This is a genomic window from Acinetobacter sp. NIPH 2100 (assembly GCF_000369805.1).
Taxonomy (GTDB): Bacteria; Pseudomonadota; Gammaproteobacteria; order Pseudomonadales; family Moraxellaceae; genus Acinetobacter.
The window spans coordinates 3,091,462-3,105,175 of the sequence record NZ_KB850224.1 but is presented as its reverse complement, the minus strand read 5'-3'; the positions used below and the strand labels follow the sequence as shown (position 1 = coordinate 3,105,175).

Annotated in this window: 13 protein-coding genes; 8 read left to right on the top strand and 5 right to left on the bottom strand. The window is 40.4% G+C overall.

The window, feature by feature from the left end; translation table 11 throughout:
• Nucleotides 1-52 precede the first annotated feature (52 nt).
• From prpF to F887_RS03765, 3 genes are all read left to right on the top strand, one after another.
• Complete coding sequence (prpF, locus tag F887_RS03755) at nucleotides 53-1,240, top strand: 2-methylaconitate cis-trans isomerase PrpF (RefSeq protein ID WP_005296450.1); 1,188 nt, start codon at nucleotides 53-55, stop codon at nucleotides 1,238-1,240.
• Nucleotides 1,241-1,408: 168 nt separating this feature from the next.
• Entirely contained in the window at nucleotides 1,409-2,326 is a 918-nt protein-coding gene (locus tag F887_RS03760) for a polyprenyl synthetase family protein (protein ID WP_005296448.1), read from the top strand.
• 193 nt (nucleotides 2,327-2,519) lie between these two features.
• Entirely contained in the window at nucleotides 2,520-2,888 is a 369-nt protein-coding gene (locus F887_RS03765) for an MmcQ/YjbR family DNA-binding protein (protein WP_005296446.1), read from the top strand.
• 45 nt (nucleotides 2,889-2,933) lie between these two features.
• On the opposite strand, the gene F887_RS03770 is transcribed toward F887_RS03765, so the two are convergent.
• From F887_RS03770 to F887_RS03785, 4 genes are all read right to left on the bottom strand, one after another.
• On the bottom strand, nucleotides 2,934-3,785 hold the full coding sequence (locus F887_RS03770) for an SPFH domain-containing protein (RefSeq protein ID WP_005296445.1): 852 nt from the start codon (nucleotides 3,783-3,785) through the stop codon (nucleotides 2,934-2,936).
• Between the two features lie 18 nt (nucleotides 3,786-3,803).
• Nucleotides 3,804-4,262, bottom strand: coding sequence for an NfeD family protein (locus tag F887_RS03775; protein WP_005208594.1), 459 nt, complete (start codon nucleotides 4,260-4,262; stop codon nucleotides 3,804-3,806).
• Between the two features lie 182 nt (nucleotides 4,263-4,444).
• Complete coding sequence (locus F887_RS03780) at nucleotides 4,445-5,362, bottom strand: patatin-like phospholipase family protein (RefSeq protein ID WP_005296443.1); 918 nt, start codon at nucleotides 5,360-5,362, stop codon at nucleotides 4,445-4,447.
• Nucleotides 5,363-5,424: 62 nt separating this feature from the next.
• A complete protein-coding gene (locus F887_RS03785) occupies nucleotides 5,425-6,051 on the bottom strand; it encodes a lysophospholipid acyltransferase family protein (RefSeq protein ID WP_005296441.1) in 627 nt (208 codons plus the stop codon).
• 145 nt (nucleotides 6,052-6,196) lie between these two features.
• Between F887_RS03785 and F887_RS03790 the strand changes: the two genes are divergently transcribed.
• The 5 genes from F887_RS03790 (at nucleotide 6,197) to F887_RS03810 (ending at nucleotide 12,843) form a co-directional block, all read left to right on the top strand.
• A complete protein-coding gene (locus F887_RS03790) occupies nucleotides 6,197-7,444 on the top strand; it encodes an MFS transporter (RefSeq protein ID WP_005296440.1) in 1,248 nt (415 codons plus the stop codon).
• A 335-nt stretch (nucleotides 7,445-7,779) separates the two neighbouring features.
• On the top strand, nucleotides 7,780-8,904 hold the full coding sequence (locus tag F887_RS03795) for a porin (RefSeq protein ID WP_005296438.1): 1,125 nt from the start codon (nucleotides 7,780-7,782) through the stop codon (nucleotides 8,902-8,904).
• A gap of 261 nt (nucleotides 8,905-9,165) precedes the next feature.
• Nucleotides 9,166-10,803: a phosphoethanolamine transferase gene (locus F887_RS03800; protein WP_005296436.1), complete on the top strand. Its 1,638-nt coding sequence runs from the start codon at nucleotides 9,166-9,168 to the stop codon at nucleotides 10,801-10,803.
• A 14-nt stretch (nucleotides 10,804-10,817) separates the two neighbouring features.
• The gene (locus F887_RS03805) at nucleotides 10,818-11,495 is read left to right on the top strand and encodes a DNA-binding response regulator PmrA (protein ID WP_005296434.1); all 678 of its coding nucleotides are present in this window, start codon (nucleotides 10,818-10,820) and stop codon (nucleotides 11,493-11,495) included.
• A gap of 4 nt (nucleotides 11,496-11,499) precedes the next feature.
• Nucleotides 11,500-12,843 carry an ATP-binding protein gene (locus F887_RS03810; RefSeq protein ID WP_005296431.1) on the top strand — a complete coding sequence of 448 codons (1,344 nt, stop codon included), beginning with the start codon at nucleotides 11,500-11,502 and terminating at the stop codon, nucleotides 12,841-12,843.
• 26 nt (nucleotides 12,844-12,869) lie between these two features.
• Here F887_RS03810 and F887_RS03815 read toward each other — a convergent pair whose 3' ends face one another.
• Nucleotides 12,870-13,682 (bottom strand): BUD32 family EKC/KEOPS complex subunit, encoded by an 813-nt coding sequence (locus F887_RS03815; RefSeq protein WP_005296428.1) that lies wholly within the window; start codon nucleotides 13,680-13,682, stop codon nucleotides 12,870-12,872.
• Nucleotides 13,683-13,714 lie beyond the last annotated feature (32 nt).

Sequence of the window (13,714 nt, the reverse complement as noted above, 5' to 3'; positions counted from 1 at the left end):
TTAGATTCAAAATTTATCTGCATCAAGAACATGATAAAAGGAAGACATTGACATGAGCTCAGTACCGCAAATTAAAGTCCCAGCAACCTATATGCGTGGTGGCACAAGTAAAGGTGTATTTTTCAAACTGGATGATTTACCTGAAGCGGCACAAGTAGCAGGCAAAGCACGTGATCAACTTCTTCTGCGTGTGATTGGTAGCCCAGATCCTTATGGCAAGCAGATTGATGGAATGGGTGCTGCAACTTCAAGTACCAGTAAAACCGTGATTTTGGCAAAAAGTTCACAGCCAGAACATGATGTTGATTATCTATTTGGTCAAGTTTCGATTGATCAACCATTTGTCGACTGGAGTGGTAACTGTGGCAATCTCACTGCGGCAGTGGGATCATTTGCGATTTCAAATGGTTTGGTGGATGCAGCGCGTATTCCTGAAAATGGGATTTGTACAGTACGGATTTGGCAGAAAAATATTGCAAAAACGATTATTGCACATGTCCCTGTGAGCAACGGTCAAGTTCAGGAAACAGGTGATTTTGAACTGGATGGCGTGACTTTTCCTGCCGCTGAAGTGCAAATTGAATTTTTAGACCCTGCTGATGATGGTGAAGAAGGGAGCGATATGTTCCCGACAGGAAACGTTGTTGATCAACTGGTTGTTCCTGATGTAGGTACTTTTCAGGCAACATTTATCAATGCAGGCATTCCAACCATTTTCTTAAATGCTGAAGACATTGGTTATCAAGGGACAGAATTACAAGATCAAATTAATGGTGATGCTGCAGCTTTAGCGCGTTTTGAAAAAATCCGTGCGTATGGCGCAGTACACATGGGTTTGATTAAAGATATTTCAGAAGCTGTTGCGCGTCAGCATACGCCTAAAATTGCTTTTGTATCACAGCCAAAGCGTTATAGCTCTTCGAGTGGTAAAGCCGTTGAAGCGACTGATGTAGATTTATTGGTACGTGCGTTGTCGATGGGTAAATTACATCATGCCATGATGGGAACGGCAGCAGTTGCGATTGGTACAGCAGCAGCCATTCCGGGAACCTTGGTAAATTTAGCTGCGGGTGGCGGTGAGCGTGAAGCAGTTCGTTTCGGTCATCCTTCTGGAACCTTACGTGTCGGTGCTCAAGCTGAATTGATTGATGGAAAATGGTCTGTAAAAAAAGCCATCATGAGCCGTAGCGCACGTGTACTGATGGAAGGCTGGGTTCGTGTACCCGGCGATACCTTCTAATTTATTTTGTTTTGAATTTATTGCTAAAGCCTTCATTTGAAGGCTTTATTATTTTGAATCTATTAAAAATACAAACACAATTTCATGAGATAAATAATGTTATGATGTTGCCATTCTGACAAGTCTTGTCATTTTACTCTTCCATTCAGATTTCCTGAGGCAACAACTGTGTCATCTATTTCTCAAGTTAATGCGGATGTTCTAAAACAAGCTCAACAACGTATTCAACAGGATTTATTGACAGCATTGGCTGCATTTTCAATTCCAGAACCTTTAAAAGCTGCTGTTCACCACACGGTGATGTTGGGTGGGAAACGTGTTCGCCCAGCTTTGTGTTATGCGGCAGCTTCATTGCAAGCCAATCATAACTTTGCAGCGGCACGACGCGCGGCGGTTGCAGTAGAATTGATTCATTGCTACTCGTTGGCACATGATGATTTGCCTTGTATGGATAATGACTTACTACGTCGTGGACAACCAACTTGCCATGTCGCATTTGGTGAAGATACTGCCTTATTGGCAGGTGATATTTTACAGTCGATGGCCTTTGAAATTTTGGGCAGTCGTTTGTTTGATGAGCAGGGTCAAGGTACTGAAGCAGCCATTGTCTTAAAACAGGTGCAGATTTTAGCAACAGCAAGTTCAAGAATGGTTTGTGGTCAGGTATTGGATTTGCAGGCTGAAGGGGAAGGAAAGCAAGTCGATCAAGCTGAATTGGAAAATATTCACCGTAATAAAACAGGTGCTTTGATTCAAGCGGCAATCATGATGGGTGCGGTGACCATTTTTAATGGCACTGATCCAGCAATTCCGAAATTACGCCAATTTGGACAAACGATTGGTTTAGCCTTCCAAGTGCAGGATGATATTCTGGATGTTACTGCAAGCACTGAAACTTTAGGCAAGACCGCTGGTAAAGATGAGCAGGTTCAAAAATCGACTTATCCATCCTTGATGGGCCTAGCGCAAGCACAAGATTATGCACAGACTTTACATGATCAAGCCTTTGAAGCATTGGCTTATTTCGGTGAAGATGCCAAAGAATTGGTGGCAATCTCGCAATTTTTATTGGCACGGAAAAGTTAATATTTTTTCAGCTTTGATCGATTCTTGAATGTTATAAAAGACCATACTTGTATGGTCTTTATTTTTGGAATAGATGTACATTTAAATACGATCAATAGAATGGGTTTAAGCGACTTATAAATCATTGTTTTAATATAAAAGCGAATCTAAGATAAAAAGATGATCCAGAGAAATAACAACAGGCCATCGCTTTATGAATGACGATCAACTTGAACAATGTGCTTTGCAATATGGCAAAAATTTGGCTTTTGCAAATCAGTCACAACCCTTTGGACCTGATTGTGAAGTCTTTAAAGTCTTTGACAAAATGTTTATGTACGTGGCTTCCCATGCGGGGAAACTAATTGTAACCGTCAAATGCAAGCCTGAGAAAAGTATGGAATATCAGGAACTTTATTCCTCAATTTCGGCTGGTTATCACATGAATAAAAAACACTGGATTTCGATTGCAAGTAGTAGTGAGATTACGGCTGATTTACTCGAGGATCTGATCAACGATTCTTATGATTTGGTGGTGAAGAAACTGTCCGTCAAAGATCGAAAAAAGATTCAAGAAGCTTAAAAAATAAAGCAGCGTGAACGCTGCTTTATTTGATCGAAATATGGATTAGTGTTTGCCCATAATTCCACGAATGGCATTGAGTACATCGGCTGGAAGTACCACAGTTTTTGCATTACTTGATTTAGAAAGATCCTGCATCGCTTTCACATATTGCTCACCAAGTAAGTAAGCAACAGGGATTTCTTTATCACCGACAGCAGTAGTGACCATTTCAATCGCACGTTGTGATGATTCAGCAAGTACAACCTGTGCCTCTGCATCACGACGCGATGCTTCTAAACGACCATCAGCTTCTAAAATTGCAGCTTGTTTTTCACCATCTGCTCTGGTTACAGTCGCACGACGTTGACGTTCAGCAGCAGCTTGAGCTTCCATCGCCGCTTGCATGGTGTTAGATGGTTGAATATCTTGGATTTCAACTGTTTTAAGCGTAATCCCCCAATCTGAAATATCATCAGAAATGGCTGCTTTCAATTTCGCTTTGATATGATCACGTGAAGACAGTGCATCATCCAAGTCCATTTCACCCACAATTGAACGGAGTGAAGTTTGAACAAGGTTTTGAATTGCCCATGTATAGTTTTCAATCCCGTACACCGCTTTTTCTGGTGTTGTAAGATTGATATAAGCCACGGCGTTCATGACCAGTACGGCATTGTCTCGGGTAATTACTTCTTGTGAAGGAATATCTAAAACAATATCTTTGGTGGTAATTTTATAAGCAACTTCGTCTACATAGGGGATAACGAAGTTGAGACCAGGATTCAACGTAGTATGGTATTTACCTAAACGTTGAACAATCCATTTATAACCTTGGGGAACAATACGAACCCCTTTAAAAATGGTTACAGCGACAAAAGCGGCAAAAGCTAAAACAATAATAATACCGACAGACATTGAAAACCCTCTTTCTGTTTATGACGTATGAGGTTGGACGACTAAATCATTACCCAAAATATCAACCACACGAACGCGATCACCAACTTGTACTGGAGTCATACAACGGCAATGCCATTCATCAGAACCTAAGACAGGTATTGGGAAGCGCACAATAATTTGTTCATGCTCAAGTCCAGTCTGGATGACCATACCCACTTGTCCAATAGTTGCTTCACGAGGAAGTCCTGCTTTGGTTTTATCAATGGAGAGTGGTTTGATAAATTTGAACCAAAGAATCGTACATAAAATAGATAAAATCCCCCAAGTAATCACTTGGGTTGTAAAGCCCATCATCGGGAAAAGCCACAGTAAAATACAGACCATGACTGCTGCTATGCCAAACCATAATGCAGCAAAAGCAGGCAAAATTAACTCTGAAAGAATCAGTAAAATCCCTAATACAAACCAGTGCCAAGGTTCAACTACAAATTCCATAGATTTGCTCGCATCATTAAACGGAGTGGAGGTGAAAAAATATTCACCTTTAGCACTCTAGCAGATCATTATCTTTATGAATATACAAAGATTGTTTTTTTAGGATTTAGGGCTGATGCATGCTAAAAATCTGCCTTGAATCGCAAGTATTTATAGACAACAACAGCCCTAGATGAGGGCTTTTAGAATTTTGGTCTAGGAGCAGGTTTTAATGCAGCAGGGGAGTTCTTAAATGTAGTAATGGCATTCCGAATAGCAGTGATCTTGGCCTGTGTTGCTTTTTCACCTTCTAAAATCGCTTCATTACTAGATTTAAGGTCAAGTACACCCAAGTGGCCTACTTTTGGTTGAATCACAATGGTGGCTTGATTGAGTTCTTCATTAATACTCTGCTGGCCCATGATGTTAATGGTTTGGTCCAATAGACCCCACATGCTTAAGGGCTTATCACCCGCTGGACGAGCAGAAATATCCACGGCAATGACAATATCTGCACCCATATCTTTTGCTGTTTTGACTGGAATCGGGCTGACTAAGCCACCATCCACATATTTGGTATTGCCAATCACAGCAGGGACAAACACGTTTGGAATACTACAAGATGCACGTACCGCTTGGCCGGCATTGCCTTTGATAAACTCTGCTTTTTTTCCACTGTCTAAGCGCGTTGCGACCGCAGCAAAACGAATCGGGAATTGTTCGATCGGTTTATTGCCGACTTGGTTATTCACATAATTTTGTAGCTTTTGACCGAGGATAATGCCTTGGCTATTGAGGGTTAGATCACGCAAGTCAGATTCTTGCAGTTTTAAAGCCAGATTCTGCATTTGATAAGGCGTTTGCCCACTGGCATAAATGCTGCCGACAAAGCTACCTGCACTGGTACCTGTCACGATTTTGGCTTTAATACCATGCGATTCTAAAACTTTAATCACACCAATATGGGCAAAGCCCTTGGCACCGCCACCGCCTAAAGCGAGAGCAATCACGGGTTCACGTGCTTTAATTGCTGTTATAGGTGGTGTTTTCTTTGCTGTTTGATCACAACCAAATAAAGCCAAGCTAATAATAGCCAAGCAAGACAGTCGAGCAATTTTCATATCAGGTGCAGATAAAATGTACAAAAAGATGGGCACATCAGAGCAGATTTACCCTCAATTTTCTAGTTTTTTTTCACAAGTTTTTGTAAGGGTTCTGCCAACCAATCTGGATTCTTTGGTGAGAAGTGTCCTACATAGCATTGCATGATTTGTTCGAGGTCTTGTTGGTAGTGGCCTGTCGGTGTAAAGGCACCCAAGCAATAAATAGTTTTGTGATCATAATCAAAGGCAAACATCACGATGGGGATACCCGCGGCATGGGCAATATGGTAAAAACCACTTTTCATTTTTTCGGCTTTTTTGCGAGTACCTTCTGGGGCCATGCCAATCCAGATTTTATCGTGCTGATGAATCGTGGCAACAACCTGTTCTGTCAGTCCGTGTGCGCTGTCGCGACGGACAGGAATCAGACCAGCCCAATTTAATAAGGGCTGAAATGGTGGCTTAAACAGACTATCTTTGCCTAACACGGTAATTTTTAAACCTAAGCCGCCAATGGCTAAAAAGCCATACCAACCATCAATATTGGAGGTATGCGGGGAAATAATCGCAACCGCTTTGGGTAAGTTTGGTATTTCACCAACGACCGTCCAGCCTTGCCCGAGAAAAAGCTTTTTACACAGCGCACGGCTATAAGCGGTCCCACGTTGTGGAACCAGCGGAGGTAAATCAGGAAAATGTTGTGGCATAAATCACGATATGTAATGACAACTATAATCATGTTAAACACTCATTACAGCGACTGCATTGGCAAAAAATAAGATTTTATTGCCATGTAGATGAAAGGATTAGATACTTGAGCAACTTCATCGTATAGCCATGGAAAACTCAAAAATGCTTAATCTTAAACAGGTTTACATTTTATTGTTTTCTTTATATTGGGCACAGGGCTTACCTGTTGGATTCATGACCCATGCTTTGCCCGTGATCTTAAGAGCGCAAGGCGTATCGTTGGCGCATATCGGCGGTTTTGGCTTATTGATGTTGCCTTGGTCGATTAAGATTTTTTGGGCAGCTTATGTAGATCGTTTTGCTTTATCAACATTAGGACATTACCGTAGCTGGATCATTCCGACGCAACTGTGCAGTGTCATTATTCTGATTGTCCTATCATTTTTCCCTATTCATACTTTGGATCAACCGAGTTATCTACTGATTTTCTTTGTGTTGCTGCTGTTAATGAATTTAACTGGCGCAACCCAAGACATTGCAACTGATGGCTTGGCAGTGAATTTACTCAAAAGTGATCAACAGCATTGGGGCAATACCTTTCAAGTGGTTGGATCTCGGTTGGGCTTTATTGTTGGGGGTGGAGCTGTACTCTGGTGTTTGGATTGGCTGCATTGGCAAAACACCTTTCTGGCTTTGGCTGTTTTGGTGTTTCTAAATACGCTCCCAGTTTTGTTTTATCGCGAACCGCAACACCTGAGCAAAACTACGCCTGATAGCGTTGCTTCGCAATCCTTTATGCAAGCGGTAAAGACCTATTTAAATTATTTTCAATCCTCCAAAGAACTAAAAGCATGGTTGTTGGTGCTGATCAGTTTTAAAGTGGCTGATGGTCTCGCAGGTCCACTATTAAAACCTTTAATGGTCGATATGGGACTGAACTTCACTCAAATAGGTGTGTTTATTACCATGTTTGGTGCCGTGGCTGCGTTGTTGGGTGCTGCCATTGCAGGTTTATTATTGAAGCATTATTCCAGAGTACATTGCTTAGTTGTGTTTTCGGTTCTGAAAATCATCAGTTTAGGGGGATATATCGTTCTCGCTTATTACTATGAAGCTCAGAAGCACATTACACCGATCTGGCTGTATGGTGTGAATGCATTTGAAGATGCCTGTTCAGCCATGCTACTTGTTGTCATGTTAACGCTCGTTATGCAGTATAGCCGTAAACAATTTGCAGCAACTGACTTTACGTTCCAAGTTTCTATTATGGCAACCGTGAGTGGCGTGCTCTATTTAGGCAGTGGCGTGGTGGGTGATTGGCTTGGATACTATCGTTATTTGATTGTGATTTGTATGGTTTCGATGCTTTGTTTGGCACCAATTTATTATTGGAAAAATAAAGCAAGATAAGGATCATCTTTTATTACAATTTTTGTATTAAGCAGACACTTTGTGAAACAAAGCGTATTGGCTTATATAGAAATGAGGCAATATCTGTCGGATTTTTTATTTTTTTGAATATAGAAAATAATAGCAGAAAATGGTTAATGGAAGGGTTTTAATTAATTGATATTGCAATTAATTTGTTCATCAATAAAAGCATAAAAATCTTTTGTGCTCATAAAAAGTGAGTGTATAAAAATTAAACTTTAGTCGAAATTGGAATAAATTAATAAGATTTTAATCGTTTTGTCATATAAAGTTAATGTGTAGGATTTGTTACAAATTTAACCAGGATGTAAACAATGAAAATCAAAATTGTAACAGCAGCAGTGCTTAGTTTACTTGCAACAACCACATTTGCAGCACCGACATTTTATGGTGAGATTGATGCCAGTGTTGATTATTTACCAGAAAAAAATGCAACCAAATCAAACAAAGACGTTTGGGAAATTAGCTCAAACAGTTCATTCCTTGGATTAAAGGGTGATGAAAAGCTGACTGATCGTTTAAGTGCAGTTTATGCGATTGAATGGGCGTTTAATGCTGATGGTGATGGCGACGACTGGAGCAAGCGTAACCGTTTTGTCGGTTTAAAAGATTCACAATTAGGTACATTGAAAATTGGTGCGCATGACACGCCATTAAAGCAATTATCGAGTGTGGTAGATACGTTCAACAACTATGTTGCTAATAAAGCGGATATCACGGGGATTTTTACAGGTGAAAACCGTGTGTCGAATGTTGTGGTGTATGAGTCTCCAGCACTTAAATTATTAGATGGTGCATTTAAATTCAATGCTTTATTGGCTACTGGTGAGTCGAGTGGGATCAAATCAGACAAAGGCGTTGTCAAAACTGCAGGTCGTGGTTTAGGTGATGCATGGTCTGCATCTGTCACTTATGAAAACCCATTAGTGGTTGCTGGTATTGGTTATGACAAAGCCATTCCAAGTAACTTCTTGGGCCGTGGTTTCTTAAATGCAGCTGAACCAGCTATTCCAACAACTAATCCGTCTTCTGCACCAACTGTTTTTGCAGCGGCGAATACTGTACGTGCAATTGGTAAAGTAACGCCGCTTGATGGTTTGGCATTAAAAGCACTTTATCAGACATCTGAAGTGGAAAAAGCTGACGGAAATACAACTGGTTCTGAAAACATTGATGATGCACAAGGTTGGTTAGTGGGTGCGGAATATAATATCCCACAAGCAAAAAACTGGACGGTGAAAGGTCAATATAGCCAAAACGATACAAGCTTTAAAAATAATACTGCCGACTTTAAAGCAAAACAAATTATCGCTGGCGCAGACTATGCATTTAACAAGCAAGTTAAAACCTATGGTTATGCAGGTTATCTAACGCTTGAACAAGCAAGCAAAAAGGATAAACAACCTGTTGCAGGCTTAGGTTTAGAATATAAATTCTAATCTGCGGTTATTCAAAAAAGCCCTTTAAGTCTGCTTAGAGGGCTTTTTTATATTAGATTGTTATAAGAACAAAAAATTTACTTTATCAATGATAAAAAATGTGATCAGCACTTTTAGCTGATGTTGTTCATCCTACTTTTTGAATAAAGCAATCCTACAATTCAGCAAATCCACGCCCTTATTACAGGGTTTAAGTGATTTTTAAGTTTTTATTCTTATTTTAAAAAAAGCAAAGAAAATTATTTTTAGATTGTGATGCCTATGTTGCTACAAAGATTCAAGCTCAAGCCTATTTCGTTACTGACCTTCAATGTGCTACTCGCAATTTGGTTAGGTGTATTTTTGAATGCTGCATTTTATCAAAAGATGCAAGCATTAACGCCTTATACGGGACTTAAGGCTGGACTGTTTGTGGCTGCTTCTGTGGGTGTCGTGACCGCATTGTATCTGTTTGCTTTACAGATTTTAAACTGGAAATGGACGGCAAAGCCTATTGCAATTGCTTTGATATTTATTGGTGGTTTTGCAGCCTATGCGGTGAATACTTTAGGCGTTTGGATTACCGCTGACCAAATTCAGAACATGATGCAAACCAATATTGCAGAGGCCCGTGATACCTGGTCTTGGCGGTTAGTCATTTGGTTTATTGGCATGGTGATTGTGCCGATCGTGGTTATTTTAAAAGTTCGGTTAAAGCCTGAGTCTGGGTTGAAACAAGTCTTCAAGAAAATAATGGCATTGCTGGTTTCTTTAATGTTGGTGGGCGGCTTATTATTTATTTTCTATGTCGATTTTGCGGCAATCTTTCGTGAAAATCGTGATTTAAAAGGCATGATTTCCCCACAAAATATGATTGCTGCCTCGGTGTCTTATTATAAAAAGAAAGCACCTAAACAGAATTTACCGCTCGTACATTACGGTGAGGATGCACAACTTTCTCAAGCCTTAAAAGGTGCACCTAAATTAATGGTGTTGGTGGTCGGTGAAACGGCTCGTGCTGAAAACTTTGCTTTAAATGGGTATGCGAAAGACACTAATCCTAGACTCTCTAAGCAAGATATTTTAAATTTTTCTCAAGTCAGTTCATGTGGTACTGCGACGGCAGTATCCGTACCATGTATGTTCTCTGGTATGCCACGGGTCGATTATGATGAGCGTTTGGCCAGTCATCGAGAAGGGCTACTGGATATTGCAAAACGTGCGGGTTACCAAGTCACTTGGATTGATAACAATTCAAGCTGTAAAGGCACATGTGATCGGATTGGAGAATATAAAATTCCAGAACCGATCAAGCAGAAATGGTGTAAGAATGGTGAATGTCTGGATGAAATTTTGATTGATAGCCTGAAAGCTTATCTTGAAACCATTCCAAAAGATGATCAACGGCCACAATTGGTAGTCTTACATCAAATGGGCAGTCATGGGCCAGCTTATTATAAGCGTGCACCTGCAGCGTTTCGTGTCTTCAAGCCAATTTGTGATACCAATGCGATTCAGGGATGTACTCAAGAAGCCTTAATCAATACCTATGACAATACCTTACTTTATACAGATTATGTTTTAGACTCATTGATCAATACATTAAAAAATACTACGCAATATCAAACAGGTTTGTGGTATTTATCAGATCATGGTGAATCAACTGGTGAAAGTGGGATGTATTTGCATGGTGCACCGTATGCGATTGCACCGAGCCAACAGACACATGTTCCGATGTTGATGTGGTTCTCTAGCGCATGGCAGCAACAGGAAGCCAAGCAAATTAAATGTTTAGCACAACAAAGTAAAAATAAACTCAGTCAGGATAATTTATTCCCAACTATGCTCAGTTTGCTTGATATTAAAACTAAAGTAATTAATCCTAAAGATGACATGTTACAAACATGTCCTAAGCCATAAGGTGAAGTGAAATCATGACCAAGATCTTGATGATAGAAGATGATTTTATGATTGCAGAGTCAACCTTGACTCTATTGCGATATCATCAGTTTGATGTGGAGTGGGTCAACAATGGGGTAGATGGATTGGCTTTGCTGACCAAGCAGGCTTTTGATTTGGTTCTGTTGGACTTGGGCCTTCCTTTAATGGATGGCATGCAAATTCTTAAACAGATTCGTCAGCGTAGCACCGTTCCTGTATTGATTATTTCTGCGCGTGATCAGCTACAGAATCGGGTTGATGGTTTAAATCAAGGTGCGGATGATTATCTGATCAAGCCTTATGAATTTGATGAACTGCTTGCACGAATTAATGCTTTGTTGCGCCGTGGCAGCAATGAGACTGCACAGCTGAAAAGCCAGTCGCAATTGCTAAAAAGTGGTGAATTGACTCTGGATGTCGAGCAGCACCTAGCTACATTTAAAGGCCAACAGATTGAACTGTCCAATCGTGAATGGGCCATCCTCATTCCGATGGTTTCTCATCCAAATAAAATTTTCTCGAAAGCTAATCTTGAAGATAAGTTGTATGATTTTGATAGTGAAGTCACGAGTAATACCATTGAGGTCTATGTGCATCATTTGCGCGCCAAATTAGGCAAAGACTTTATTCGTACGATTCGCGGCTTAGGTTATCGTTTGGGACAAGCTTAAATTGATGAAAGCAGCACGGCATTATTCACTGAAGAAAAGACTGATTTGGGGAACCTCCATTTTCAGTATTGTGCTGGGCTGTTTTTTGATTTTGGCCGCTTATAAAGTTTCCTTGCATGAAGTTGATGAAATTTTAGATACCCAAATGCAATATATGGCTGAACGCTCAACCTTGCAGCCACTTACGCCAACGGCCAGTCGGGTTGAGTTACATCGCACCTATCATGAAGAAGATTTGTTGATTGATATCTGGGCCTATAAAGATAAGAGTCATCTGTGGCATCAAACCCATTTACTGGTTCCACCCGTGAAGCAAGCGGGTTTTTATATGCAAAACACGCCGCAAGGGAAGTGGCGTGTTTATGTGATTCCTTTGAAAGATTTCCAGATTCAGGTCAGCCAGCAGGAACAGGTCCGTAAGGTTTTTGCGTTGGAGTTGGCTGGAAGCATGTTTATTCCCTACCTGCTTCTGCTACCGATCGCAATTATTGTGCTGGCATTCATCATTAGCTTGAGTTTAAAGCCTTTAGATGACTTCAAAGCTGAATTGACCCAACGTGATTCAGATGGCTTGGCACCGATTGATAGCACTGATTATCCTCAAGAATTACAACCGACCATTGAAGAAATGAATCGGTTATTCGAGCGGATTCAACATGCACAGACTGAACAAAAGCAATTTATTGCCGATGCGGCCCATGAGCTACGGACACCTGTGACGGCACTGAATTTGCAAACCCGAATTCTGATCAGCCAGTTTCCCGAGCATGAAGCCTTACAGAATCTCAGCAAAGGTTTAGCCCGTATTCAGCACTTGGTCACCCAGCTTCTGGCTTTGGCAAAACAGGATGTTGCGCTGAGTTTAATTGAACCAAATACACAGTTTAAGCTCAATGACGTGGCTTTAAATTGTGTAGAGCAATTGGTCAATTTGGCGATGCAAAAGGAGATTGATTTAGGCTTTGAGCGTAATGATCCGATTGAAATGCAGAGTCTTGAATCAACAGTACATTCGATTATTTTTAATCTGATTGATAACGCCATTAAATACACGCCCAATCAAGGAATTATTAATATTTCAGTGTATAGCGATACCGATGGCTATGCCTATATCCAAATTGATGACAGCGGGGCAGGTATTGACCCCGAACAGTATGACAAAGTACTAAAACGTTTTTATCGCGTGCATCATCATTTAGAAGTGGGCAGTGGGCTGGGGCTATCGATTGTAGATAAAGCAACCCAACGTTTAGGTGGCATTTTAACTTTGTCGAGAAGTATTGAACTCGGTGGCTTGAGCGTATTGGTCAAGCTACCTAAAAAAATGGCACATCATGAACAACATTAAGAATGAGAAAACACCTCATCTAGTGTTCATTCACTTTTGTTGACTTCTGCTTGTTCTTTAAGATAACGCAGGAACAGCACACATTTTTGAATGCGTTTACCATCATTCCCCACTTTGCTCACATTCAAACGCAATACCCAGTTCAAGCGTTTTCCAACTTTGCAAATGTCTTTGTAAACTTGAGGTTCATCCAGTAAAGCTTGATAGAGTAACTGACTGGCTTGCTCAAGTTGTTCAAATTCAAAATGATACGCCGTAGAAAAGATAAACAGTAACCAGTCGCGGACAAAGCAATCATGTAAGCTAAGCACATCTTGAGGATCAGTTTCAAAATCAATAAATGTAAATTGATTTTGTTGATCAACCAAGATATTTCGCGCAAAGGCTTCACTCAAATAGCCTTGTTGTTGATGTAGCTGACTAATCGATTGGATGGCTTGGCTAAACAGTTGAAATTGTTGTTCTGGATGATGCTTCAAGCTTCCTAACTTTTGATCTAGTTGACTGACAGGGCTTTGGCGTTGTGAGCCGACATCTTCTAATAAAATGCCTTTTTTAGAGAGCGCCAAGACATTTGGGGTGGAAATGCCCAATGCTTTGAGCTGTTGGATTCGCTTGAATTCACATTGGATTGCAGCAGATCCCCCTTGGTTGGGAACAGGGGTAATTGAACCTAAATTGAATATTTTAGCTAACCATTTCAATGGAGTATATAACCATAATCCATGGCGTTCAGATGCTTTTTTAAGCCATACTTTACGTGAATCTAGTTCATAGGATTGAATAGAGTCTTGTTGTGTTTTTAAAGTGGATTCTAAAAAAGTTTCAAAGTCAGACATAGGCCAGCAAAAATAATCCTAATATGAATGTA

Excerpts from the sequence above, each read along its gene's own strand:
- F887_RS03785 (WP_005296441.1), bottom strand. The coding sequence starts at position 6,051 with ATGCCACAACATTTTCCTGATTTACCTCCGCTGGTTCCACAACGTGGG.
- F887_RS03780 (WP_005296443.1), bottom strand. The coding sequence starts at position 5,362 with ATGAAAATTGCTCGACTGTCTTGCTTGGCTATTATTAGCTTGGCTTTA.
- F887_RS03795 (WP_005296438.1), top strand. The coding sequence starts at position 7,780 with ATGAAAATCAAAATTGTAACAGCAGCAGTGCTTAGTTTACTTGCAACA.
- F887_RS03790 (WP_005296440.1), top strand. The coding sequence starts at position 6,197 with ATGCTTAATCTTAAACAGGTTTACATTTTATTGTTTTCTTTATATTGG.
- prpF (WP_005296450.1), top strand. The coding sequence starts at position 53 with ATGAGCTCAGTACCGCAAATTAAAGTCCCAGCAACCTATATGCGTGGT.
- F887_RS03810 (WP_005296431.1), top strand. The coding sequence starts at position 11,500 with ATGAAAGCAGCACGGCATTATTCACTGAAGAAAAGACTGATTTGGGGA.
- F887_RS03800 (WP_005296436.1), top strand. The coding sequence starts at position 9,166 with ATGTTGCTACAAAGATTCAAGCTCAAGCCTATTTCGTTACTGACCTTC.
- F887_RS03775 (WP_005208594.1), bottom strand. The coding sequence starts at position 4,262 with ATGGAATTTGTAGTTGAACCTTGGCACTGGTTTGTATTAGGGATTTTA.
- F887_RS03765 (WP_005296446.1), top strand. The coding sequence starts at position 2,520 with ATGAATGACGATCAACTTGAACAATGTGCTTTGCAATATGGCAAAAAT.
- F887_RS03770 (WP_005296445.1), bottom strand. The coding sequence starts at position 3,785 with ATGTCTGTCGGTATTATTATTGTTTTAGCTTTTGCCGCTTTTGTCGCT.
- F887_RS03805 (WP_005296434.1), top strand. The coding sequence starts at position 10,818 with ATGACCAAGATCTTGATGATAGAAGATGATTTTATGATTGCAGAGTCA.
- F887_RS03815 (WP_005296428.1), bottom strand. The coding sequence starts at position 13,682 with ATGTCTGACTTTGAAACTTTTTTAGAATCCACTTTAAAAACACAACAA.